Below are 23,598 nucleotides of genomic sequence, written 5' to 3' on the forward strand. Positions count from 1 at the left end.
GCCGCTGATCCTCAAGATGGCGTGGCCGAACCTCGTCGTGATGCTGCTGCAGGCGGCGACTGGCCTGATCGAGACCTACTGGGTCGGCAGGCTGGGGTCGGACGCGCTCGCGGGCATGGCGCTGGTGTTTCCGCCCTTTATGCTGATGCAGATGCTTTCGGTAGGGCCATGGGCGGCGGGGTTTCGTCCGCGGTGGCGCGGGCGCTCGGCGCCGGCCGCCGCGACGACGCAGACCGCGTCGCGTTCCACGGCGTCGTGCTGCTCGGCGCGATCGGCGCGGCGTTCGCGGTTCTCGCGCTCGCCTACGGACGCCCGTTCTACGCCATGCTCGGCGCGGAGGGCGGCGCGCTCGAGGCGGCGGTCGCCTACTCGAACGTGGTGTTCGCGGGCAACGTGCTGCTCTGGGTCATGAACGCGCTCGCGAGCGCGCTCCGGGGCACGGGCGACATGCTGGTTCCGGCCGGCGTCGTGTGTTTCGGCGTAATCCTGATCATTCCCCTCTCGCCGCTTCTAATCTACGGCTACAGGCCGCTGCCGGGGCTCGGCGTGCCCGGCGGCGGCCTGGCGATCATGATCTTCAACGCGCTCGGCTGCTTCTATCTCGCCTGGCACGTCCTGTCGGGCCGAAGCCTCATCCGGCTGAAGCCCCAGCGCCTCGAATGGCGGTTCTTCGCCGACATCCTCAAGGTCGGCGCGCTCGCCTCGCTGACGTCCGTCCAGACCAACCTGATCTTCATCGTGGTCACCGCGGTCGTCGGGCACATGGCGGGGTCCGGCGCGCTGGCGGGCTACGGGACGGGCGCCCGGCTCGAATACCTGCTGATCCCGCTGTCGTTCGGCTTCGGCGCGCCGCTGGTGCCGCTCGTCGGCACGAATATCGGAGCGGGCGACGTCGTGCGCGCAAAGCGGATCGCGTTTACGGGCGCGGCCTTCGCGTTCGTCGCCGCCGAAGCCATCGGGCTCGCGGCCGCCGCGGCGCCGGCCGCCTGGCTCGGGCTCTTCGGCTCCGATCCGCAGATGATCGCCGCGGGGTCGAGCTACCTCAGGATCGCGGGACCCGCTTACGGCTTCTTCGCCTTCGGCATGTCGCTCTACTTCGCGGCCCAGGGCGCGGGCCGGCTCGGCAAGCCGCTCGCCGTCACGCTCGGCCGCACCGTGATCGCGATCGGCGGAGCGGCGCTCGCGGCGACGCTGGGCGTGTCGCTCTGGATCGTGTTCGCCGCGGTCGCCGTCGGCCTGGTGTTCTACGGCGTCGCCATGGGCGCGCTGACGGCGACGGCCGATTGGAGCCGCCGCGCTTGACGGAGGTCGACAGCGTCAGGACAGGCGCCGGAAAATCGCGCTCGCATTCACGCCGCCGAAGCCGAAGCCGTTGGTCATGGCTACCTCGATCGGCGCCCGGCCACTCGTCAGCGCCACGAGGTCGAGTCCGGCGGCCGCCGGATCGGGGTCGGTGAGGTTGAGGGTCGGCGGCACGATCCCGTCCCGCATCGCGAGGATCGCGAAGACGGCCTCAACGCCCCCCGCCGCCCCGAGCAGGTGCCCGGTCGCCGATTTCGTCGAAGTGATTGCCGGACCTGCCCGGGTCCCGAACACCGAACGGATCGCGGCGAGTTCGCCGAGGTCGCCCACCGGGGTCGAGGTCGCGTGCGCGTTGATGTGGTCCACCTCAGAAGGGGCGAGCCTTGCCTGCTTCAACGCCAGCAGCATCGCGCGCCGGGCGCCGTCACCGTCTTCGGGGCCGGCCGTCAGATGGTGGGCGTCTGCGCTCGTGCCGTAGCCGACGAGCTCGGCGATCGGCCTCGCGCCGCGCGCCAGCGCATGCTCGAGCGCCTCAATCACGAGGATTCCAGCGCCTTCGCCCATGACGAAGCCGTCGCGCGCGGCGTCGAACGGACGGGAGGCGAGCGCCGGATCGTCGTTGTGGGCGCTCGAGAGCGCGCGCGCCGCCCCGAAGCCGCCGAGGCTGACGCGGTCGATGCAGGCCTCCGCGCCGCCGCAGACCGCAACGTCGATCTCGTCGGCCCGGATCATGCGCGCGGCGTCGCCGATCGCCTGGACGCCGGCGGCGCAAGCGGTGACGGGCGCCCCGAGCGGGCCCTTCAGGCCATGCCGGATCGACACCCATCCGGCTGCGAGATTGGCGAGGAACGAAGGCACGGTGAACGGCGACAGCCGCCTCACCCCCTTGTCGTGCGTCGTGCGGACCGCCTCAACGATCTGCGGAAAGCCGCCGATGCCTGACCCGATGATCGTCGCGGTCCGCTCTCGCTCCTCGGCCGTCGACGGGCGCAAGCCCGCCTGCGCAATCGCCTCGTCGGCAGCCGCGATCGCGAAAGTCATGAAGCGGTCCATTTTCCGTTGGTCCTTGGGCGAGACCACGGAGTCGACGTCGAATCCCGCCTCCGGATCCTCGGTGATCGACGGAACGACCCCGCCGACCTTCGCGGCGACGTCCAGAACCATCGCGTCCGGCAGGCGGCGGATCCCCGACCGCCCGGAGACGAGACGCCGCCAGACCGGCGCCACGCCGACGCCGAGCGGCGTCACGAGACCCATTCCGGTGACCACGACGCGTCGCGGATGGCTCATGGCGAATGCTCCTGCCGTTCTCTGTTCCGCCCGCGCCGGGATCGACGCGGTTTTCGGGTCGCTGCGGCCGACCACGACCAAATCCGGTGGGTCGCAAGACGGGCCAGGCCGAAAGCCGGCCGCAGCGGCGAAGCAGCGAGCGTCCCCCGACCCTCCGAGGGAAGCGGCCGAAGAATCCGCTTGCAAGCGACGCCAGATCTTTTTATATGATGGCTGTAATATGTAAAGACCTGTTGGGAGAGATCGATGACCGGCGTCCGCACTGCCTGCCTCATGGGCGTCGCGACCGCGGCGCTTGCACTTGGCGCCTGCAAGCCGGAGGCGCAGGCCGACCCGCGCCAGGCGGCGCGCATCGTCCAGACCGCGAAGGTCGAGCCGGCCGCGGCCCAGCGCAGATCCTTCACGGGCGTCGTCGCGGCGAGGGTCCAGAGCAATCTCGGCTTCCGCGTGCCGGGCAAGATCGTCGAGCGCTTCGTGGACACGGGCGCGAGCGTGAAGGCCGGCCAATCCCTGATGCGCATCGACCGGACCGACCTGGATCTGACGATCACGTCCCGCGAGCGGGCGGTGGCCTCCGCCGACGCGGTCCAGAAGCAGGCCGCCGCCGACGAAATCCGCTACCGCGAGCTCCGCAAGGCGGGCTGGTCGACGCAGCAGCGCTACGAGCAGGCCAAGGCCGCGCTCGACACCGCGAACGCCCAGCTCGAGGCCGCGAAGGCGCAGGCCCAGATGTCGCGCAACGAGAGCGCCTATTCGCTGCTGAAGGCCGACGAGGACGGCGTCGTGGTCGAGACCCTGGGCGAGCCCGGGCAGGTGGTTTCAGCGGGCCAGGTCGTCCTGCGCATCGCCCGCAGCGGATCGCGCGAGGCGTCCATCAGCCTGCCCGAAAGCGTGCGCCCGCAACTCGGCGCGGAAGCGCAGGCGTCGCTTTACGGCGGCGAGTTGAAGGGCACGGCGACGCTTCGCCAGCTGTCCGACGCCGCGGACCCGCGCACCCGGACCTACGAGGCGCGTTACGTGCTGGGCGGCGACGCCGCCAGCGCGCCGCTCGGCGCGACGGTGACGGTGAGCGTTCCAATCGGCGGCGCGGCGACCGGCACGCGGGTGCCGCTCGCCGCGCTGAACGACGACGGGTCCGGCGCTTTCGTCTGGACCGTGGCCGACGGGCCCAAGCTCGAGCGGCGCCCGGTCAGGGTCGCGCGCCTCGGCGCGGACTTCGCCACGCTCGATGAGGGCCTCGCGACCGGCGAGACGGTGGTCGCGACCGGCGGACGCTTCCTGCGCGAGGGCGAGGAGATCCGCGTCGCCGAGAACAAGGCGGCGATGCAGTGAGCGGCTGGAACCTCTCGGCGCTCGCCGTCCGCGAACGCGGGATCACGCTGTTCCTCATCATCGCGATCATCGTCGCGGGCGCGGTCGCCTACCTCAAGCTCGGCCGCGGCGAGGATCCACTGTTCACCGTCAAGGTCATGACCGTGACGGCGGTCTGGCCCGGCGCCACCGCGCAGGAGATGCAGGACCTCGTCGCCGACCCGATCGAGAAGAAGCTCCAGGAGCTTCAGTATTACGACAGGGTCGAGACCTTGGCGCGGCCGGGCCTTGCGCTGCTCACCCTCAACCTCAGCGACTCGACGCCGCCCCAGGTAGTGGCCGGGCAGTTCTACGAGGCGCGCAAGAAGCTTGAGCTCGGCGACCTCAAGACCCGGCTCCCGCAGGGCGCGCTCGGGCCCTTCGTCAATGACGAGTATTCCGACGTCGCCTTCGCGGTCTACGCGCTCAAAGGCCATGGCCTGCCCGAGCGGCAGCTCGTGCGCCACGCCGAGACCCTCCGCCAGCGCCTTCTGCAGGTGCCGGGCGTGAAGAAGGTCGACATCATGGGCGAGCGCCCGGAGCGGATCTTCGTCAACTTCTCCTATGCGCGGCTCTCGACGCTCGGGGTCAGCCCCAACGACGTCTTCGGCGCGCTGCAGCGCCAGAACGCCGTCACCCCCGCCGGTTCGGTCGAGACATCGGGGCCGGAAGTGTTCGTGCGCCTCGACGGCGCGCTCGACAGCCTCGACCGCATCCGCGACACGCCGATCGTCGCCAACGGCCGCACGCTCAAGCTCTCCGACATCGCGAGCGTCGAGCGCGGCTACGAGGACCCGCCGACGCTGCTCGTGCGCAACGGCGGCGAGGACGCGCTGCTCCTCAACGTCGTCATGAAGGAACGGTGGAACGGTCTCGATCTCGGCAAGGCTCTCGAAAGGGCCGAGGCCACGCTCGGCGCGGATCTGCCCGTCGGCGTGACGATCTCGAAGGTGTCCGACCAGGCGGTGAACATCGACGAGGCGGTCGGCGAGTTCATGCTGAAATTCTACGCCGCGCTCGCGGTCGTCATGGTCGTGTGCCTCATCAGCCTCGGCTGGCGCGTCGGCGTCGTGGTGGCGGCGGCCGTGCCGCTGACGCTCGCGATCGTGCTGGTGGTCATGATGATCACGGGCCGGATGTTCGACCGCATCACGCTCGGCGCGCTCATTCTTTCGCTCGGCCTGCTGGTCGACGACGCCATCATCGCCATCGAGATCATGGTGGTGAAGCTTGAGGAGGGCCTGAGCCGGGTCGAGGCCGCGACCTACGCCTGGTCGCACACCGCCGCGCCCATGCTGGCCGGCACCGTGGTCACGGTGTTCGGCTTCCTGCCCGTGGGCTTTGCGGCGTCGAGCGCGGGCGAGTACGCGGGCAACATCTTCTGGGTGACGGGCTTCGCGCTGCTCGCCTCGTGGGTCGTCGCGGTGGCCTTCACCCCCTATCTCGGCGTGAAGCTGCTGCCCGACATCAAGAAGCTCCCGGGCGACGCGCACGGACAGATCTACTCGACGCCGATGTTCGAACGCTTCCGGCGCCTCGTACGCTGGTCGATCCGGCGGAAGTTTGTGGTCGCGGGCGCCGTGGCCCTGATGTTCGGCGCGTCCGTCGTCGGCATGGGCGCGGTCAAGCAGCAGTTCTTTCCGACCTCCGACCGTCCGGAAGTGCTGCTCGAGGTCCAGATGCCGGAAGGCACCGGGATTAACGTCACCAGCCGCACCACCAGACGCGTCGAGGACTGGCTGCTCAAGCAGCCGGAAGCCAAGATCGTCACGGCCTATGTCGGGGCCGGCGCGCCGCGCTTCTTCTTCTCCTACAACCCCGAACTGCCCGACCCGTCCTTCGCCAAAATCGTCGTGCTGACGGGAAGCGAGGAACAGCGCGAGGCGCTGAAGCTGAAGGCGCGGCAAGAGATCGCGAACGGCCTCACGCCCGAAGCGCAGGTGCGCGTCTCCCAGCTCGTGTTCGGCCCCTACTCGCGTTATCCCGTCGCGTTCCGCGTCATGGGACCGGACCCGCAGGTCCTGCGCGGGATCGCCGACACGGTCCAGGCCGTGATGACGGCGAACCCCAACACGCGCACGGTCAATCAGGACTGGGGCGAGCGGGCCCCGACGGCGCGCTTCGTGCTCGACCAGGACCGCCTGCAGGCCATCGGGCTCACCACTGCGGACGTCTCCGACCAGCTCCAGGTCCTGCTTCGCGGCGTGACCGTCGCCCAGGTCCGCGAGGACATCCGCGCCGTCGCCCTCGTCGTGCGGAGCGACCTCGGCGCGGCGCCCGACCTCGGCCGGCTCGGCGACCTCACCATCGTCAATCGCGAGGGCGCTCCCGTGCCGCTCAGCCAGATCGGCCATGTCGAGTCTCGTCCGGAAGACCCGGCCCTGCGCCGACGCAACCGCATCCCGACCATCACGGTGCAGAGCGACATCGACGAAAGCCTGCAGCCGCCGCAGGTCACGGCGGAAGTGTTCAAGGCGCTTGAGCCGACGATCGCGGCGCTCCCTCCCGGCTACCGCATCGAGATCGGCGGCAACGCCGAGGATTCCGCCAAGGCCAACGCCGCGCTGGTCCCGATCTTCCCCGTGATGGTCGGCTTCATCCTGCTGACGCTCATCCTGCAGGTCCGTAGTTTCTCGGCGATGTTCATGGTGTTCCTGACGGCGCCGCTCGGCCTCGTCGGGGTCATGCCCACGCTGTTCCTGTTCAACGTGCCGTTCGGCTTCAACGGCATCCTCGGGATGATCGGCCTGTCCGGCATCCTGATGCGCAACACGCTGATCCTCATCGGGCAGATCCACACCAACGAGGAGGAGGGCATGAGCCCCTACGAGGCGGTGGTGGAAGCAACCGTCCAGCGCGCGCGTCCCGTGGTGCTGACCGCGCTTGCCGCCGTCTTCGCCTTCATGCCGCTGACGCTGTCCGTGTTCTGGGGCTCGCTCGCCTACACGCTGATCGGCGGCACAGCGGCCGGCACGGTCCTCATCCTGCTCTTCCTGCCGGCGCTCTACGCGATCTGGTTCCGCATCCGTCCGGAGACGGGCGCGAAGCCGGCGCCGATCGCGGCGGCTCCGAACGCGCCCGTCCACGCCTAAGCCATCCCATCAACGACCGAAACACAGGAAAACCGACATGAGCCTGCAAGCATCCGACCGGGCCGGGAACCCAAGCCCGAACCTGCGCCGCTACGGTCCCTGGGCGCTCGTGACGGGCGCCTCCGATGGGATCGGGCGCGCCATCGCCGAGCAGCTCGCTCAGGACGGCTTTAACCTCGTGCTGGTCGCCCGGCGGCAGGAGGCGCTCGAAGCGCTCGCGGCCGATCTCGGCAGGAACGGCGTCGAGACGCGCGTCGTGGCGAGCGATCTCGGGCCCCGCGGCGGGGCGGCGCAGCTCGACAAGGCGACGGCTGAACTCGACATCGGCCTTGTCGTTGCGGCCGCCGGGTTCGGCACTTCAGGCGCGTTGCTCGACGCCTCGCTCGAAACAGAGCTCGACATGGTCGACCTCAATTGCCGCTCGGTCGTCGAAATCTCCACCGTGTTCGGCCGCCGTCTGGCCGCCCGCGGCCGCGGTGGGCTCGTCTTGTTCAGCTCCGTCCTCGCCTTCCAGGGAGCGGCCGGCGCAGCCAACTACGCCGCAACGAAGGCGTTCGTGCAGAGCCTTGCCGATGGGCTCTCGCGCGAGCTGAAGCCACGCGGCGTCGATGTGCTGGCCACCGCTCCGGGGCCGACGCACAGCGGCTTCGCGAGCCGCGCGAACATGAATATGGGCTTCGCCGCGACCACGAAAGACGTGGCGCGCGCCACGATCGCGGCGCTCGGCCGATCCGGAACTGTGCGACCCGGCTTCGTCGCCAAGTTCCTGGGTTGGTCGCTCGCACCCCTCCCGCGCGGGGCCCGGACCACGATCATGGGACATGCAATGGCCAGCATGCGCCCGAAGAAGACCGTTGCCAAGGCTGAGGTCGCTTGAGCGCGGCGCCGAACAAGACCCCGATCAGGAGGACCGAACGATGAAAAGAACACGGAGCTGGAAAGCGCTCGCCACCGCAGGCCTCGTCTTCGGCGCCGCGTCCGCCGCGACGGCTGATCCGGCGACGATCGCAGTTCCGGCCGGCTCGCCGTTCCCCGAAAGCGTGACGGCAACGGCGGACGGCACGCTCTACGCCGGAAGCCTCACCCATGGCGGCATAGTGCGCGCCAAGCCAGGGTCGGCCGAAGCTGAGGTCTGGATCAAGCCAGGGGCCTTCGGAACGCGCTCGACCTTCGGCGTGCTGGCCGACGAGGCCAACGGGCTGCTCTGGGTCTGCTCCAACGACGCCTCCCAACTCGGAGCCAAGGGCCCGACCGAGATCGAGGGCTCGTTCGTGAAGGGCTTCGACCTCACGACCGGCGAAGGCCGGATCAGCGTCGAGCTGCCGTCGAGGCCCGCGATCTGCAACGACATGGCGATTGGCCCCGACAAGGCGCTCTACGTCTCGAACACGGCCCAGCCGCAGATCCTGCGCCTCGCCTTCGGCGAAACGAAGATGCAGGTGTGGGCGCAGGACGACCGGCTCAAGGGCGGCCTCGACGGCCTCGCGTTTGGGGCCGACGGCTTCCTCTACGCCAACACCTTCATCAGCGGCGAGCTGTTCCGCATGGAGGTTGATTCCGGCGCGGTCGGCAAGATTGAGAAGATAGAGACGGCGCGGCCGCTGAAGTTCCCGGACGGCCTTAAGGCGGACGGCGCCGGTTTCCTGATGGTCGAGGGCGGCGGGCCGCTGTCGCAGGTCACGATCGCCGACGGCAAGGCGACGCTGACGATGATCAAGGAGTTCGCGGGACCGACGGGCCTAACCCGCGTCGGGGACGTCATCTGGGTCGCCGAAGGCCAGATCGTCAATCTCGTCGATCCGTCGCTCAAGGGGCAGATGCCGAAGAGCTTCCAGTTCCGCTCGATCAAGGCCGATCGGTAGCGGCCCGGTCCGCCAAGGACGCTGCCTCTCCACCGAAGACTGTCCGCCAAGGTCTCATGGCGCCGTCGGCCCGCCCGGCCGGCGGCAGGCGGCGCAACAGCGAAGGAAACGCTCCATGGTCTACGCCTACATCGTCGAGAAGAAGATCCGCCTGAGCTTCGACGACGTGAACGTCCGCCGATGGGACGCTGTGGTCAAGGACATGGCCCAGACGTCCATCACCGCGTGTCCGGAACGCACGCGCTCGGAGGCGAGCGACGCGGTAAGTAGGCCGTCCGCAAGTGGGTCGAGCGCATGGGGCGCGTCTTCCCCACGCTCCGCATAACGCTGGACGAAGTTTGGATGACTGGCGGACCTTGGAACACGACCGTGTTCGCGCGATGGAGGGCGACCGAGGCCCTTCGCGACGGTCGCAGTCGGTACGAGAACCGCGGCCTGCACGTCTTCACCCTGAAGTGGGGCAAGGTCCGCACCCTCGGGGAGTACTTCGACTCGCAGGCCGCAGATCGCGCGCTCGCGGTCCAGGCCGGGACCGGTCTCGACGAAGCCGCGGCCGAACCGATCGGGAGCTAACAGAATCGCGGAATCCTACGGGATCAGCCGCTCCTGCCGAAGCCGCTCGAACAGCGAGAAGAACGCGTCGTCGGTCGCGACATAGCCCGTGAAGCCGAGCTTCCGGCATCGGCTCATGTCGGTCACGACCTCGATCGGCCTGCCGAGGTCGGCGTCGGTGTGCCAAGGGGAAGCGAGACGGCCGAGCTCTCGCTCCGCGAGACCATGTGTCACGGCGATCTTGCGCCAGGTCTCGTCGTCTTTGGCCATCTGCTCTTCGAGCGGCCGGACAACCCCGTCGAACTCGACGTATGGGAGCTCGAACTACTCGGCGATCCGGCCCCACATCCACGACCATCGGTAGACGTCGCCGTTGACGATGTTGAACGCGGTGTCGGCGGCCTCCGGCGTCGTGGCGGCCCACAGCATCTGCGCCGCGAGCTGATGGGCGTCCGTCATGTCAGTCAGGCTCTCCCACTGCGCCAGGGAGCCCGGGAACAGGAAAGGTCGTCCCGTCTCCTTGCAGATCGTCGCGTGGACCGCGAGCGTCGTCCCCATGTTCATCGCGTTCCCAACGGCCTTGCCGATCACCGTGTGGGCGCGGTGGACCGACCGGGTGAAGCCGTCCCGCTTCGCCGCAGCGAACAGCTCGTCCTCCTGCGCGTAGTAAAAATTAGCGACGTCGAGCCGACCCTGGTTCTCGCGGAACGGCGTCTTGGGCAGGTCGCCTTTCCCATAGGCCTCGAAGGGTCCGAGGTAGTGCTTCAGGCCCGTGACCAACGCAACGTGCCGGACCGACCCCCGCCGGCCCGACGGCCGTGAGGATGTTGCGGACCATCGCGCCGTTGACACGGATGCTCTCGGCCTCTGTGTCCTGTCGCAGCCAGCTCGTGATGAACACGTGCATCGGCTTTGCGCCTGACAGCTTCCCCCGGAGCGCGGCCTCGTCCAGCAGGTCGGCTGCGATCGGCTTCACCCCCTCCTGTCTCTCGGGGTTGCGTGCGAGACCAAGGACCTTCCATCCGTCGGCGACGAGGGACTCGGCGAGCGCGCTTCCGGCGATCCCGGTCACGCCGACGATGAGGGCGGTGTTCATGGACAGTCCTTCAGTTGAGGTTGAGCGGCCGCGGGGCTACAGGACCAGCCTTCACGGCCGGAGCGCGTCAGCCTGAGACCGCCGGCGTTGCGACGAAGCCGACTGTTGCGGCGACCGCGGACAGGACCGTTCCCCAAGCCAGGTCGACCATCGCCAGCATCGGCGGGAAGCCGCGCACCACGGCGAGGTTCGTGAGGTCGTAGGTCGCGTAGCCGACGAGACCGAGGACCGCTCCGTTGACCAACGCTGTCGTCCACGATCCCGACGCAAGCGCCGGCGAGACCGCGAACCACACCAGCCCGAACACGAAGATCAGGTAGAAAGCGGCCGCCGCGGCGATGCTGGGACTGGGCGACATCAGGTCGCCCATCTGGCTCCTGTAAAAGCCACGGGCAACGAGACCGAGCCAGATCCCGTCGATGACAAGGAAAGCGACGGCCGTGAAGCCGTAGGCGATGAGGTTCGTCTTCATGCCTTCGCCTGCTGGACGGCCTTGCCTTGCTCGAGTTGGTAACGAGCAGCGTCCGCGCTCGGAATGGTGTGCTCGTCGACGATGCTGGTCTTGGAAGGTGCGGTCTTCGTGAAGATCTCCATCGCCGCCTCCTTGCTGTCGGCCTGCACCGCCCAGCGGCCGCCGTCCTTGTCGTCGAAGACCCATCCGACCACGTCGTTGTCGCTCATGCCCGTCTCCTGAAAGAATTCGGCGGCGCGTCTGCGCCACCCTCAGACAGGCAACGTCCTGCGGACATGGACGTTCGGAGACAGCGTCCGGTGCCCCGAGGCGGACTGACGCGTCGCTCCGATCAGGAACGGACTTGTTCCCTAAATGTTCTCATGCATCCTTGCGCTCCTTTTGGGAGAGTTGGATGCCGGACGTCGCGGACAAGCTGCTGGAAGACGAGGGCTCGGACGTCGAGCGCGCCGTCGACGACGCGATTCGGCAGGCTGGAAGCGAGCGCGCCGCGATCAGGTCCCTGATCGCCCTTCTGGAGAACGCCGAGCGTAACGTGTCCCTCGGCTATCGGCGCGGACTGCAGCCGCCGAGGCCCGCCCCGTGAGCCGCTTCGTCCGTGCGGTCGCGCTCGGCCCCGAGCTTCGGGTGCCGATGTTCGAGCACGGCCTCTGCGCGGGCTTCCCGTCTCCGGCCGACGACTTCCTCGAGGACGCGGTCGACGTGGCGCGGCTGCTCATCACCAACCCGCCGGCGACGTTCCTGTGGCGGGTGGACGGCGACAGCATGCAGGACGCGGGGATCTTCGACCGGGACATCCTGGTGGTCGACCGAAGCCTCGAGCCGCGCGACCGCGACGTGGTCGTCGCCATCGTGAACGGCGAGCGGTCGCTGAAGCGGCTCTCGCTGGCGGGCCGTCCGCGGCTCGCCTTCGCCAACAGGCGGCTCCCGGACTTCGAGGCGCCGGAGCTGGCCGAGATCGAGCTCTGGGGCGTCGTCACGTGGAACCTGCACCGCCTACGGGCGGTGCGCCCGTGACCGAGCGTTCCTTCGCCCTCATCGACGGCAACAGCTTCTACTGCTCCTGCGAGCGCGTGTTCGATCCCAAGCTCGCGACCCGTCCCGTGATCGTGCTGTCGAACAACGACGGCTGCGCGATCGCAAGGACCTCCGAGGCCAAGGCGCTCGGCATCAAGATGGGCGACCCCTTCTTCAAGATCCGCGACCTCTGCCGCCGCGAACGGATCGCGGTCTACAGCTCGAACTACACGCTCTACGGAGACATGAGCCGCAGAATGGGCTGGATCTACGAATCCTGGGCTCGCGAGGTCGAGACCTACTCGATCGACGAGAGCTTTCTCGATCTCTCGAACTTCCGGCTGTCCGAACGGGCCGAGCTGGCCCGGGACTTGCGCGCGACCGTGCTGCGCTGGACGGGCGTTCCGACCTGCGTCGGCATCGGGCCCACCAAGACCCTGGCTAAGGCGGCCAACGCCATGGCCAAGAAGGATCCCGAGGCCCGCGGCGTCGTCGACCTCACCGATCCGGCCGAGCGACAGGCCAGGCTCGACCGCTTCCACGTCTCAGACGTGTGGGGCGTCGGACCGCGGTCGTGGGCGAAGATGGAGGCGCTGGGGATCAAAACGGCGGGCGACCTCGCGCGCATGGACCCACGTCAGATCCGGATGAAGTTCACCGTCGTCGGCGAGCGGACGCTCCACGAGCTCCGCGGCGTCACCTGCATCGACCTCGAGACTGTTGTTCCTCAGCGGAAGGGCATCGCCGTCACGCGCAGCTTCGGACGACCGGTGACCACGCTGGAGGGCCTCATCGAGGCCGTGGCCTCGCACGCCTTCCGCGCGGGCGAGAAGCTGCGGCGCCACGGCCTCGCCGCGACGCACCTGTCGGTGTTCGCGCACTCCAACCTCCACAACGGCGACCCGCACTTCTCCGCGGGCGCCACCGAGGACCTAATCGAGGCGACGAGCGACGGGCTGGCGCTCATCGCGGCGGCCTCCCGCGGGGCGCGTCGCCTCTGGCCACCGCGCGGCGCCAAGCTCGCGAAGGCGGGCGTGATCTTGGACGACCTGGTCCGCGCCGACCACGCGCCCGCTGCGCTGATCGGCGGGCGCGACCGCGAGAAGGCCGACCGGATGATGGCCGCGGTCGACGCCGTGAATGCGCGCTTCGGCCGAGGCGCCATCATCTCGGCGGCGGCGGGCATGAAAATGCCGTGGGCGACGAAGTTCGAGATGCGCTCGCCGCGCTACACGACGCGGGTCGACGAGCTCCCGGTGGCGAGGGCGGGCTAGCCCCGGATCAACCCGCGCTCTGACTGACGTAGGCGGCGAGCTCGTCAGGGCTCCCGTTCGGGAAGGCATCCCTCAAGTGGTCCAGGAACGCCGCCACGCGAGCGCTGAGAAGCCGTCGGGTCGGGTACAGCGCCCACAACGTGGTCTCGGGTCCCTCGACGTCGCCCCAGTGCGCAAGTCGTCCGGCGACGATGTCGGGACTGGCGAGCGACAGCGGAAGCCGGGCCGCGCCGACGCCCATGCGAACCGCGTCTCGCACCATGACGAGCGACGACAGCCCCAGCTTGGGATCCACGGCGATGGATGATCGCCCTTCCTGCGTGCTCACCTGCCAGGCTTCGGCACCACCCACCGATCCCCTCACGACGGCCGGGACGGCTTCGCTGCCGATCAAGGGGCGTGCGAGACCGGGACTCGCCACGACCACCAGGCGGTCGCGGAGGAAGACGCGGCCGACCAACGTCGCGTCAGGCTCCGGGTTCACCCGGATGACGAGGTCATAGCCTTCCTCGATCATGTCGACGGGCCGATCCTCGGCCGTGACCTCGAGCCTGACGTCGGGATGCTTCAGCGCGAAGCCCGCGGCGAGTCTTCCCATGGTCGTCTGGGAAAACAGCGACGGCGCGCTGATCCTGAGCCTCCCCCGCGGACGGCCTCCGCGGGATGCGATCTCGGTCGCCGTCTCGTCCAGCTCGGTCAGCATCACAGCAGTCCGCTCGAACAGCGCGCGGCCTTCCTCAGTCAGTTTCAAGACACGGGCCCCTCGCTCGAACAGGCGGAGCTCGAGGCTAGCTTCCAGCTCGGTTACCCGTCGGGACAGCGTGGCCTTCGGGCGTGCGGCCGCGCGAGCGGCCTTTCCGAACCCGCCATGGCGGGCGACGAGATTGAAGTCGGCGAGCGCAAGCAGATCCATCTGTTCCACCAGTGAGACACAGCGTTCAGATATAGCGTCTATCGAGACGAATGTGGATCACTCACTTTCGGGCTGTCCTCAACCCGAACAGGAGCGATTCCAATGACCATTCTCGTCACCGGCGCCACCGGCCGCGTCGGCCGCCATGTCGTCGACCAGCTCGTCAAGCGCGGCGCGGCCGTGCGCGTCCTCACCCGTGACGCCTCGAAGGCGGATTTCCCGAAGGAGGTCGACGTCGCGCAGGGCGACCTTCTCGACATCGAAGCGCTGCGCAAGGCGTTCGACGGCGTGACCACGCTGTTCCTGCTGAACGCCGTCACGGGCGATGAATTCACCCAGGCGATCATCACGCTCAACGTGGCCCGCGAGGCGGGGGTCGACAGGGTCGTCTACCTCTCGGTGATCCACGCCGACCGCTTCGCGAACGTGCCGCACTTCGCGGTGAAGTCCGGGGCGGAGCGGATGCTCGAGCAGGAGGGCTTCAGCGCCACGATCCTGCGGCCGTCCTACTTCATCGACAACGAGGTCATGGTCAGGGACGTCATCGTGAACCACGGCGTCTACCCTATGCCGATCGGCGCCAAGGGCGTCGCCATGGTGGACGCCCGTGACATCGCCGAGGTCGCAGCCATCGAGCTAATCCGGCGCGACCAGGCGCCCGGCAAGCTGCCGATCGAGACCATCAACCTGGTTGGCCCAGACACGCTGACGGGCGCCGATGTGACCGCGATCTGGTCCGACCTCCTGGGCCGCCCCGTCGTTTACGGCGGCGACGACCCCAGCGCCTTCGAGCAGAACATGGCGACGTTCATGCCGAAGTGGCAGGCCTATGAGATGCGGCTGATGGCCGAGCGTTACGTCAGCGACGGCATGATCCCGGAACCGGGCGACGTCGAGAGGCTGACGACAATCCTCGGTCGTCCCCTCCATACCTACCGGGAAGCTGCAGCCAAGCTCGTGCCCACGGTCTGAAGGTCGACGCGCGGGTCGCTTAGCCCGACGCGACGCCTTTTAAGGCCGGATGCCTGAGGTTCCCCAAGGGCGTCCGGCCGCGGTACTCGACCTCGACCAAGGCGAAGCCCTCGGCTGCAATCCGCGCCCTAATCGCGTCCGCGGCGCGCTCGCTTAGGCCCGCCCCGACCGAGCCGACCGAGACCAGGCCACCGTCCTTCAGCTCGGCTAGGTCCAAGGACCGCGAGCCCGGCAGGTAGGCGGTCACACCGAACGTGCCGACCTGCGTGCACTTCACCTTCAGCCAGCTTTTGCTGGGACCCGAGCGATAGGGGGCATCCTGGCGCTTGGCGACGACGCCCTCGAGGCCCATCCGGCAAGCCGCGGCGACGATGTCGGCGGGCGCGCCCTCGACATTTTCCGAGAACCGAATCGCCTCCGGTTCGCCCGCCCTCAGCAGCAGGTCTTCAAGCAGCAGGCGCCGCTCGTCGAGGGGCAGCTCCCGAAGGTCCTGGCCGTCGAGGTGCAGCAGGTCGAACGCGTAGAGAAATGCCTGCGGGGCGCGCTTCTTCGCCAGCGCCGAGTGCAGGGCGAAGAAGTCGCTGATACCGTCCTCGCCGACCATCACGGCTTCCGCGTCGATCACCGCGGCCTCGACGGGCAGCCGCTCGAGGGCGGATCGGATCTTTGGCGCCCGGTCGGCCCAGTCGAGGCCGGACTTCGTAAAAAGCCGGACCGCCCCGGCGTTCACGTGGGCCTGCATGCGGTAGCCGTCGTGCTTGATCTCGAACGCCCAGCCCTTGGCCGTCGGCGCGTCGGTGACGAGCGTCGGCTTGCATGGCGGGACGAACTCTGTGCGGAAGAGCTCCGCCTGCCGCGGATCGCGGCGGCGGACAAGAGGACGGCTCGCGACTGCAGCGTCGGACGCCTCGGTCGACCGCTTGATCTCCCGAAGTCGGCGCGGGGTCTTGGCCATCCACAAGAGGATCACCGGGACCGGTTAAGGGTGGGTGGAGACCCTACGCGCGTTCAGCGGTAGCGCCCCAATTCCAGTGACACGTTACCGGCCTATCGAACGTCTGCTTGTCGGAGAACACACGAAGTCCGCTGTTGATGCTGGACGGCTCTCCGACCCCGAGTGACGGCGCCGCTGATGCGTCCAGCGCCTCGTCCGCGCCAGGGCACCCCTCGAGCATGGGCAGACTAATCGGAAAGAAGGCGGTCCCGCGCCTAGATTCAAAGTATGAGTACATATACTCATCGCAGATAAATGTGAGTATTAATGCTCACGAACAAAACGAAATGTTCACTGTTATCGATATCTATACAAAACAAGAACGCGCTTAGTCAGCGCTATTTATTTCGCCTGACGCAGATATTCCATTTAGACGGTCCGCTTCGCGTTGAGCGTCTTCTTTTATAAGACGGATAAGCAGCCTGTCATCGTCTACGATGGCCCCGACATTATCCACGACGCACCAACTCGCGTCGGTAAAAAAATTGAGCCTTTGAATCGAGTATGGTGGGCGACTTTCGCGTGTGGGGCGCATCGCGCTCGCTCCCTAGAGGGGCGAGAGCGCGTCGCATCTCCCAGTCGCCGATGCCTGTATTTTGTCGACGATGACAGGAACTTAGGTCAGCACAGCAAGCAGGCAACGACGGGTCGTACGCAATCAAAATTTCAAGCCTTGACGACATCGATCCAAGTTAGAGGGAAGAACGATCGTTATTCCATCGCTGGAAGTCGAACGAGGATCGGTCGAAACTCCATGAGCAGAAGCAGCTCAAACGTAGAGACGTGGTCGCCGTCGATTGTTTTCACGTCTATGGTTTCGCGGAATTTGGTCCGCAAAGCTGTAGCCGTTGCAAAGGCCTCAAATGCGCCGAGCACAACAAACGTAGGAAACTCCCGTCTGCCACGTCTTGAGACACAATATGCTTTTTGCCTTAGCATCACGCGCCCCGAGCATGCTCAGAATTCGACCTGCTCGGCAAAATCTTGAGCGGGCTGAGCCGCGATCCTTGAAAAGGATCTGAGGTCCGACAAGCTTCGGAAAATACTTAGGCACCAGTTCCGTCGCTTGACGCGGTGGCTGCGAGACGGACAAGGTCTGGAAGTGATTTCGCGCCGGTCTTGGCCATGATCGCCGCTCTGTGGTTTTCGACCGTTCGCTGACTGAGGCCGAGATCGCTCGCGATGATCTTGTTCGGATGCCCAGCAAGGATTCGTCCGAGGATGTCGTGCTGGCGCATGGTCAGCCCGGCGATCTGCTCCGCTGCGAGACGCCGCGCCGCGTCGCGACGGCCGGCGTCGACCGACTGGTCAAGCGCCTGCCGGACGCTCGCAAGTAAGTCGTCAGGCGTCACGGGCTTTGAGATGAAGTCGGAAGCGCCGGCCTTCATCGCGTCGACCGCCATCGCGATCTCGCCCGCGCCCGTGATCATGATCGTGGGCAGAGGGTCGTGATCCTGACGCAAACGACGAAGCACATCGTGGCCACTCATGCCCGGCAGTCCGACGTCGACAAGCAGGCATCCACTCAACCCACTTCGATAGTTCGCGAAAAAGTCCTCACCGCTCGAATAGGTCAGGACCGTCGCGCCGCTGTGCGCCAGGATTGCGCGCATGGCGTCCAACACCATCGGGTCGTCATCGACGACATACACGACTGAAGTTTCGCTTTGGAGGTCGGCGGAACTGGCCTGTTCTTGTCGCGGCGATGATAGTTGATCAACGAGGTCGAGAAGCGCCGAGGGTTCGACGGGCTTGCTCAAGCGATGGTGGCCGGCGTCGGCGATCTCCCGAAGCGTCGACGTAGAGATGTCGCCGCTCAGGATGATGACCGGGATATCGCGATCCAGTCGGGTACGCAGCTCCTTCGCAGCCTGGACGCCACTGAGCGCCCCGGGCAGATTGTTGTCCGCGAGGATGAGATCGGGTCCTGCATCGCCGCGATTAGCAAGACGCAAGGCGTCTTCGCCGTCGCGCGCCGTGGTGACCTGATGGCCGGCCTGGCTGAGGAGAAGCGCCAAGAGCTCGCGGATCTGCGGATCGTCGTCAATCGCGAGAATCCTGGAGCCGTGCGTTCGCCGTTGCGGCGGCGAGATCCGCCTTCCGACAGTCTCGGACGCCAACCGCGACGACAGCGCTCGATCGGCCGAGATCGAGAACATTGAGCCGCGATACGGCGTCGAACGGACGTGGATGGAATGGCCGAGAAGGTCGGCGAGACGCTTGACGATCGAGAGGCCAAGCCCGAGGCCGCGGCCCCGCCCATGCGCGGGCGAGCCGATCTGGTAATATTCGTCGAAGATCAGAGACAGTTCTTCGCTCGGCATGCCGGCGCCGGTGTCCCACACCTCCAATCGAACCGATCCCGCGCGCCGGCGACAGCCGAGCACGATCCTGCCCTGATCGGTGTATTTGAGCGCGTTCGACAGCAGGTTGCGGAGCATCTGCTCCAGAAGCTGGCCGTCACTCCGAACGGAGAGACTGCACGGGATGACACGCAGCTCGACGCCCTGAGCGCTCGCCGGATAGCTGAACTCGTCCTTCAACCGATTGAGCAGGTCGCCAATCGCGACATCCGCGGCTGCGATCTGGATCGTCCCGGCTTCGATCTGGTTCACGTCGAGCAGCTTGTTGAGCATGCCGGTCATCGCCCCGAGCGCGCCGGACATTCGGACGAGCAGGTTCTGTGCGTCGGGCTGATGGACCGTGGTCGCAAGCAAGCCGTGCAGCAGCGACAGGGTCTGAAGCGGCTGACGGAGATCATGGCTTGCGGCGGCGAGAAAACGGGTCTTGGCGGCGTTGGCCTGGTCGGAAACGCGCCGTGCGGCGTCGAGCGCATGAGCGACGCGACGTCTGTCGGTTACGTCGGTGAACGTGATGACGACGCCTTCGACCGCGCCGTGCTGCGTTCGGTAGGGCTGAATCCGCCGAGTGAACCAGATGTCGTCTTTGGTCTCGATTTCCGTCTCCATCGAGACGGAGGTTCGCATCACCTCGCGGGCGTCGTCGAGCAGGCCGAGGTCGTTCGACAGCGCGCTGAGGTCGGCGAGAGGACGGCCAACGTCGCTCGGGATAACGCTGAACAGTGATCGGATCGCGGGGGTGTAAAATCTGATCCTGAGTTGGGCGTCCAGAAACAGCGTCGCGACGTTGGTGCTGAAGAGGACGTTCTGTAGGTCGTCGCTGGTCCGGCGCTGTTGCTCGAGCGTCTCCTGCAACTGGGTGTTCAGCGTCGTCAGCTCTTCATTCAGCGATTGAAGCTCCTCCTTCGAGGTGACCAGCTCCTCGTTGGTGGACTGGAACTCCTCGCTGATCGAGAGCGCCTCCTCGCGGAACGTCTTCTCCTCTTCAGTCGCCCTCTCGAGCTCCTGGAGCGCGGTCTGAAGATCGAGCCGCGTCGCTGTCAGCTCAGTTTCGAGTTCATCAACACGGACCGTTTCCTGGGGCGAGAGATCCCGCCCGGGCGAGGCGTCGTGGCGCTGTGTTTCGATGAAGCAGACCAGCGTCAAAGGCTCAGCCTCGTTCGGCGCCGCCTGCGCGGTCAGCGTCAGCTCGTACGTGCCCCCGCCATGCGAGACCTTTCCTCCCGTCGCTGTCGCGCGGGCCTGGGTGCGGGCGGCTTCCTCGATGACATTCCTGAGACGCGTGCGAAGCGCCTGTGGGGCCATCGCGAGGAGATCATGCGAGGCGTAGCCCTGCGGGATCTTCAGATATCGGTCGAGCGGTCCAAGCGTGTAGAGGCAAGCATATTGGGCGTTGATCAGGACGGCGGCTGGCGCGTGCTCCGCGAGCACGAGCTCTCGCGTGAGATCCGCGAGCGCTGTCGCGCGGGGCGGAGGTTCACGGCCGGCGGCGCGTAGCGGGCTGCGGACCTCCAGCGCGCCGCCGGCCGAGAACCCGAAGTCCATCGGACGGCTGCGACCGATGCGACGGTACAGCCGCTGGGCCTTGGAGATCGGCTCGAACCGCCCGGCGATGTCGCCGGCGGTCTCGGCCCCGCCAAGCAGAAGCAGCCCTCCGTCTTTGAGCGCGAAGTGGAACAGGCCGATCACGCGCGCATGCGCTTCGGGGCCGAAATAGATCAGGAGATTGCGGCACGAAACCAGATCAAGCCGCGAGAACGGAGGGTCGGACAGGACGTCGTGGACGGTGAAGACCACGGAACCTCTGAGTTCGGGCGACGCCCGGTACCCGGTCTCTTCCTTGATGAAGAACCGGTCGAGGCGTTCGGGCGAGACCTCGGCGGCGATCGACGGATGGAACAGACCGCCGCTGAATGTCGGCATTCAGGACGAGCGGCAACTTCCGTTATTGGCGCCAGGCGGCCGTGCTTCATTGGCCGCGGATGACCCGTTGCGGTCCTTGAGACCGTCCGCTTGATGCAGGCCACACCGGTCACGTTCGGACATCGACGCGACCCCTCTATTCGCTCGCCATTGATGTCGGTCACGAGAGGTTCGGCACGGCATTTCGCGGCACTGAGCGGAAGATTGCGCGCCCTCGACGAGCCATGCGCCGTCGCACAAGCATCGCGCCGGATCCTGGCGACCCGCCCCCGGGGTCGAGGAGACAAGATTGACCTGACGGTGCGGCTCGCCGTCCTCGAAATACGATTCAGAGCTCGCCGGCCCTGACTAGGACCATCTTCCGAGGGGACCGCAGCGCGTCCTCTTGGCCGGATCGGCGCCGCTTGCTCGGCTAAATGAGATCAACAGCGGGCGCCGATAGAGTACGGAAGTCGAGCGCCATCGACAGCAGCCCGCACAAAACTGAACGCCGACAGTACAGTTGTGTCAGTTCCGAAGTAAATTGGCGCAGTTATGTTATGCGCCATCGGCTGAGGCGCGTCCTCCGTAATATTTCCGAAGCCCATAGAGGCGCGCTCTCCGAGCGGCGCATCGGCTCCTGTCGCTTTTGGGGCTGATCACTCCAGCACGGTGTCAGCCAGTGAAGGTAAACGCCATGAGCGCTAGCAACTCACCTGCGCCAGATGTGATTGGTATCCCGACTGAGCCAGACGTCGTAGCGCTGGACCCTCGGCGATGGGCGATGTTCGCTGTGCTGCTGGTCGGCGCTTTCCTGCCTCCGCTCGACTTCTTCATCGTCAATGTCGCTCTGCCTTCCATCCAGCAGGACCTCGGCGTGTCTTCGTCAGTCGAGCAGCTGGTCATTTCCGCTTATGCAGGCCTCTACGCCGTCACTCTGATCACTGGCGGACGGCTCGGCGATCTCTTCGGTCGAGAGCGGATGTTCGTTGTCGGGCTGCTCGGCTTCGCCTTGGCGTCCATGCTCTGTGGTCTCGCCTGGTCTCCATGGGCGCTCGTATCAGGCCGGGCAATCCAGGGCGTGACGGCCGCCGTGATGGCGCCGCAGGCGCTCGCTTCGGTCCAGGCGAGCTTTTCAGAGAAGGAGAAGCATCTCGCGCTCAGCCTCTACGGCGCCGTGTTCGGTTTGGCGTCCGTGGTCGGTCAGGCCTTGGGCGGCGTGCTGATCTCGTTGAATGTCTTCGGACTGGGGTGGCGAGCGATCTTTCTCGTCAACCTGCCGGTGGCGTTCCTGCTCATCGCCTTTGCTGTCCCGCTACTGCGCGCGCCGCGCGCCCGCGATCCGCGCAAGCTCGATCTGGTCGGGGCCGGGCTCTCGGTGGCGACGCTCGCCGCTCTGATCATCCCACTTACTGAAGGCCGAGAGGCGGGATGGCCCCTATGGACGTGGATGTCGCTGGCCGTCGTTCCGATCCTGGCGGGCGCTTTCTGGCGCTATGAAGGGACGCTCGCACGGGCGAGCGGGTCTCCGCTGCTTGACCCCCGCGCCCTGGGCGCGCCTGGACTGGCCCGCGGGCTGACGATCGCGTTGCTGTTCTACACGATCTCGACGTTCTTCCTGCTGTTCTCTGTCTATCTGCAGCAGGCCGTGCGCCTAAGCGCGCTGGAAGCAGGCCTGGTCTTCCTGCCCTATGGCCTGGGCTACCTGCTCGGCCCCCTCATTTCGCCGGCGCTGAGAGGTGTGTTTGGGCTCACCGTCACCCCACTAGGCATGACTCTGGAGGCGATCGCTCTGTTCGGCATCGCCTGGCTGATCGGAACCACGACGCCGGGCGCGCCGCCCGACCAGATTTGGATGGTCGCGCTGCTATTCCTGACCGGAGCCGGTCAGGGACTTGCGACGCCCGGCCTTATGCAGATGGTCACCAGCCGCGTTTCGCCCGCCTTCTCGGGAATGATCGCAGGAGTGACCGGATCCACCCTGCAGGTCAGCGTGGCGCTCAGCGTCGCGGTAATCGGCGGCGTCTTCTATGCGCTCGGCGGAGCACGCGCCGGCGCCAGCCAGATCGCTCACGCTTTCGTCGTGACCCTCCTTGTCATCGCCTCCAGCCAACTCATCGGCGCCGGGCTCGGCCTGACGATCGCCCGACGGCCTGCGCCCGATCCCGCGCACAGATCTCATCCGAACAACGCCAACATCTGACTGGAGGGCGATCATGATCGCGACTTTGAAGGGGTTCACCCAGCGACTGGCGCCGGTGAACGGCATCAAGATCAACGCCGTTACGGGCGGATCAGGACCGCCGATACTCTTGCTGCACGGTTGGCCGGAGACATGGTGGGAATGGCACGACGTGATGCCGCTCCTGGCGGAGCATTTCAGCGTTGTGGCGATCGATCTACGCGGCGCTGGCTTTTCCGACTGTCCGATCGACGGCTACGACAAGGCGACGATGGCGCGCGATGCGCACGAAATCATGGTCGCCCTCGGGCATGAGCGCTACGCCGTGTGCGGACACGACATCGGTGGGATGGTGGCGTTGCCGCAAGCCGCCATCTTTCGAGAGGCTGTCACGCATCTTGCTGTCCTCGATGTGCCGCTTCCCGGATGGAGCGGATGGGAGGCGACGACCTCCAGGCTCTGGCACTTCAGCTTCCATATGAACCGGGATCTGCCTGAGCGCCTGATCCACGGGCGTGAATATGACTATGTATCGACCTTCATGGCCGAGCGGTTCTACGATCACAGCGCATTCGATCCGGCCAACATAGAAATCTACGCCAAAGCGATGGCTCTTCCGGGCCGCATCCGCGGCGGGATGGAATGGTATCGCACGCTCGAAGCCGATCATGCGGCTGCGCTTGAGTACAAGAAGCAGCCGCTTGAGATGCCGGTGCTTGGCCTCGGCGGGGACCAACGGTTCGGCCCGCATATGGTGCCGATGCTCGAGGAGTTCGCCTCTAACGTGAGAGGCGGTTCGATCGCGCAGTGCAGCCACTATGTCGCGGACGAGCGGCCGCATGAAGTCGCGGCCGCTCTCATCGATTTTCTCAAAGCCAACTGAATCTCTGCGCCTGGGCCGCGGTGGCTCCGGCGGGATCGCGACGTTGCCGGTGAAACGCGCCGCAGCGATCGCGATGGATCGACCA

Annotated in this window: 19 protein-coding genes and 2 pseudogenes; 14 read left to right on the forward strand and 7 right to left on the reverse strand. The window is 66.8% G+C overall.

The genetic code is table 11. The features are described 5' to 3' along the window. Window positions 1-40: 40 nt before the first annotated feature. Both ACFOWB_RS10075 and ACFOWB_RS10080 read left to right on the forward strand, forming a co-directional pair. Window positions 41-94 (forward strand): annotated as a pseudogene (locus ACFOWB_RS10075) (hypothetical protein); the annotation flags it as partial. A 74-nt stretch (window positions 95-168) separates the two neighbouring features. Further along, window positions 169-1,302, forward strand: a complete 1,134-nt coding sequence (locus ACFOWB_RS10080; protein ID WP_378147079.1) for an MATE family efflux transporter — start codon at window positions 169-171, stop codon at window positions 1,300-1,302. Window positions 1,303-1,317: 15 nt separating this feature from the next. Here the strand turns inward: ACFOWB_RS10080 and fabF are convergent, their stop codons facing one another. Continuing rightward, the gene (fabF, locus tag ACFOWB_RS10085) at window positions 1,318-2,592 is read right to left on the reverse strand and encodes a beta-ketoacyl-ACP synthase II (RefSeq protein WP_378147081.1); all 1,275 of its coding nucleotides are present in this window, start codon (window positions 2,590-2,592) and stop codon (window positions 1,318-1,320) included. A gap of 246 nt (window positions 2,593-2,838) precedes the next feature. On the opposite strand from fabF, the gene ACFOWB_RS10090 reads away from it, so the two are divergent. The 6 genes from ACFOWB_RS10090 to ACFOWB_RS10115 all read left to right on the forward strand — a co-directional run bounded on the left by ACFOWB_RS10090 (window position 2,839) and on the right by ACFOWB_RS10115 (window position 9,469). Further along, window positions 2,839-3,924, forward strand: coding sequence for an efflux RND transporter periplasmic adaptor subunit (locus tag ACFOWB_RS10090; RefSeq protein ID WP_378147083.1), 1,086 nt, complete (start codon window positions 2,839-2,841; stop codon window positions 3,922-3,924). Then, window positions 3,921-7,034, forward strand: a complete 3,114-nt coding sequence (locus ACFOWB_RS10095) for an efflux RND transporter permease subunit (protein ID WP_378147085.1) — start codon at window positions 3,921-3,923, stop codon at window positions 7,032-7,034. Before ACFOWB_RS10090 ends, ACFOWB_RS10095 begins: the two co-directional genes overlap by 4 nt. A 37-nt stretch (window positions 7,035-7,071) precedes the next feature. Beyond that, on the forward strand, window positions 7,072-7,911 hold the full coding sequence (locus ACFOWB_RS10100; RefSeq protein WP_261405053.1) for an SDR family NAD(P)-dependent oxidoreductase: 840 nt from the start codon (window positions 7,072-7,074) through the stop codon (window positions 7,909-7,911). 40 nt (window positions 7,912-7,951) lie between these two features. Beyond that, entirely contained in the window at window positions 7,952-8,896 is a 945-nt protein-coding gene (locus ACFOWB_RS10105) for an SMP-30/gluconolactonase/LRE family protein (RefSeq protein WP_378147087.1), read from the forward strand. A 115-nt stretch (window positions 8,897-9,011) separates the two neighbouring features. Further along, window positions 9,012-9,221: a hypothetical protein gene (locus ACFOWB_RS10110; RefSeq protein WP_378147089.1), complete on the forward strand. Its 210-nt coding sequence runs from the start codon at window positions 9,012-9,014 to the stop codon at window positions 9,219-9,221. After that, window positions 9,191-9,469, forward strand: a complete 279-nt coding sequence (locus tag ACFOWB_RS10115) for a nuclear transport factor 2 family protein (RefSeq protein ID WP_378147092.1) — start codon at window positions 9,191-9,193, stop codon at window positions 9,467-9,469. The genes ACFOWB_RS10110 and ACFOWB_RS10115 overlap by 31 nt, the downstream gene beginning before the upstream one ends. Window positions 9,470-9,484: 15 nt before the next feature. Here ACFOWB_RS10115 and ACFOWB_RS10120 read toward each other — a convergent pair. The 3 genes and pseudogenes from ACFOWB_RS10120 to ACFOWB_RS10130 all read right to left on the reverse strand — a co-directional run bounded on the left by ACFOWB_RS10120 (window position 9,485) and on the right by ACFOWB_RS10130 (window position 11,225). Next, window positions 9,485-10,544 (reverse strand): annotated as a pseudogene (locus ACFOWB_RS10120) (SDR family oxidoreductase). 67 nt (window positions 10,545-10,611) lie between these two features. Then, window positions 10,612-11,016 carry a DUF2177 family protein gene (locus tag ACFOWB_RS10125; RefSeq protein WP_261405050.1) on the reverse strand — a complete coding sequence of 135 codons (405 nt, stop codon included), beginning with the start codon at window positions 11,014-11,016 and terminating at the stop codon, window positions 10,612-10,614. Next, complete coding sequence (locus tag ACFOWB_RS10130) at window positions 11,013-11,225, reverse strand: hypothetical protein (protein WP_261405049.1); 213 nt, start codon at window positions 11,223-11,225, stop codon at window positions 11,013-11,015. Before ACFOWB_RS10130 ends, ACFOWB_RS10125 begins: the two co-directional genes overlap by 4 nt. A gap of 185 nt (window positions 11,226-11,410) precedes the next feature. On the opposite strand from ACFOWB_RS10130, the gene ACFOWB_RS10135 reads away from it, so the two are divergent. The 3 genes from ACFOWB_RS10135 to ACFOWB_RS10145 are packed head-to-tail and all read left to right on the forward strand — an operon-like array spanning window position 11,411 to window position 13,307. Next, window positions 11,411-11,602: a hypothetical protein gene (locus ACFOWB_RS10135; protein WP_261405048.1), complete on the forward strand. Its 192-nt coding sequence runs from the start codon at window positions 11,411-11,413 to the stop codon at window positions 11,600-11,602. 47 nt (window positions 11,603-11,649) lie between these two features. Further along, window positions 11,650-12,033: a LexA family protein gene (locus tag ACFOWB_RS10140; protein WP_261405703.1), complete on the forward strand. Its 384-nt coding sequence runs from the start codon at window positions 11,650-11,652 to the stop codon at window positions 12,031-12,033. Further along, window positions 12,030-13,307 carry a Y-family DNA polymerase gene (locus ACFOWB_RS10145; RefSeq protein ID WP_261405047.1) on the forward strand — a complete coding sequence of 426 codons (1,278 nt, stop codon included), beginning with the start codon at window positions 12,030-12,032 and terminating at the stop codon, window positions 13,305-13,307. Before ACFOWB_RS10140 ends, ACFOWB_RS10145 begins: the two co-directional genes overlap by 4 nt. Before the next feature lie 7 nt (window positions 13,308-13,314). Here the strand turns inward: ACFOWB_RS10145 and ACFOWB_RS10150 are convergent, their stop codons facing one another. Further along, window positions 13,315-14,220, reverse strand: a complete 906-nt coding sequence (locus ACFOWB_RS10150) for a LysR family transcriptional regulator (protein ID WP_261405046.1) — start codon at window positions 14,218-14,220, stop codon at window positions 13,315-13,317. A gap of 102 nt (window positions 14,221-14,322) precedes the next feature. On the opposite strand from ACFOWB_RS10150, the gene ACFOWB_RS10155 reads away from it, so the two are divergent. Further along, window positions 14,323-15,192: an SDR family oxidoreductase gene (locus tag ACFOWB_RS10155; protein ID WP_261405045.1), complete on the forward strand. Its 870-nt coding sequence runs from the start codon at window positions 14,323-14,325 to the stop codon at window positions 15,190-15,192. Window positions 15,193-15,211: 19 nt separating this feature from the next. On the opposite strand, the gene ACFOWB_RS10160 is transcribed toward ACFOWB_RS10155, so the two are convergent. Both ACFOWB_RS10160 and ACFOWB_RS10165 read right to left on the reverse strand, forming a co-directional pair. Next, window positions 15,212-16,147: an ATP-dependent DNA ligase gene (locus ACFOWB_RS10160; RefSeq protein ID WP_378147096.1), complete on the reverse strand. Its 936-nt coding sequence runs from the start codon at window positions 16,145-16,147 to the stop codon at window positions 15,212-15,214. Window positions 16,148-17,232: 1,085 nt separating this feature from the next. Beyond that, the gene (locus ACFOWB_RS10165) at window positions 17,233-20,469 is read right to left on the reverse strand and encodes a response regulator (RefSeq protein ID WP_261405043.1); all 3,237 of its coding nucleotides are present in this window, start codon (window positions 20,467-20,469) and stop codon (window positions 17,233-17,235) included. 763 nt (window positions 20,470-21,232) lie between these two features. On the opposite strand from ACFOWB_RS10165, the gene ACFOWB_RS10170 reads away from it, so the two are divergent. Further along, window positions 21,233-22,651 (forward strand): MFS transporter, encoded by a 1,419-nt coding sequence (locus ACFOWB_RS10170; protein ID WP_378147099.1) that lies wholly within the window; start codon window positions 21,233-21,235, stop codon window positions 22,649-22,651. 13 nt (window positions 22,652-22,664) lie between these two features. Beyond that, the gene (locus ACFOWB_RS10175; protein ID WP_261405041.1) at window positions 22,665-23,513 is read left to right on the forward strand and encodes an alpha/beta fold hydrolase; all 849 of its coding nucleotides are present in this window, start codon (window positions 22,665-22,667) and stop codon (window positions 23,511-23,513) included. Window positions 23,514-23,598 lie beyond the last annotated feature (85 nt).

This window comes from Chenggangzhangella methanolivorans (assembly GCF_042648545.1).
Taxonomy (GTDB): domain Bacteria; phylum Pseudomonadota; class Alphaproteobacteria; order Rhizobiales; family Methylopilaceae; genus Methylopila; species Methylopila methanolivorans.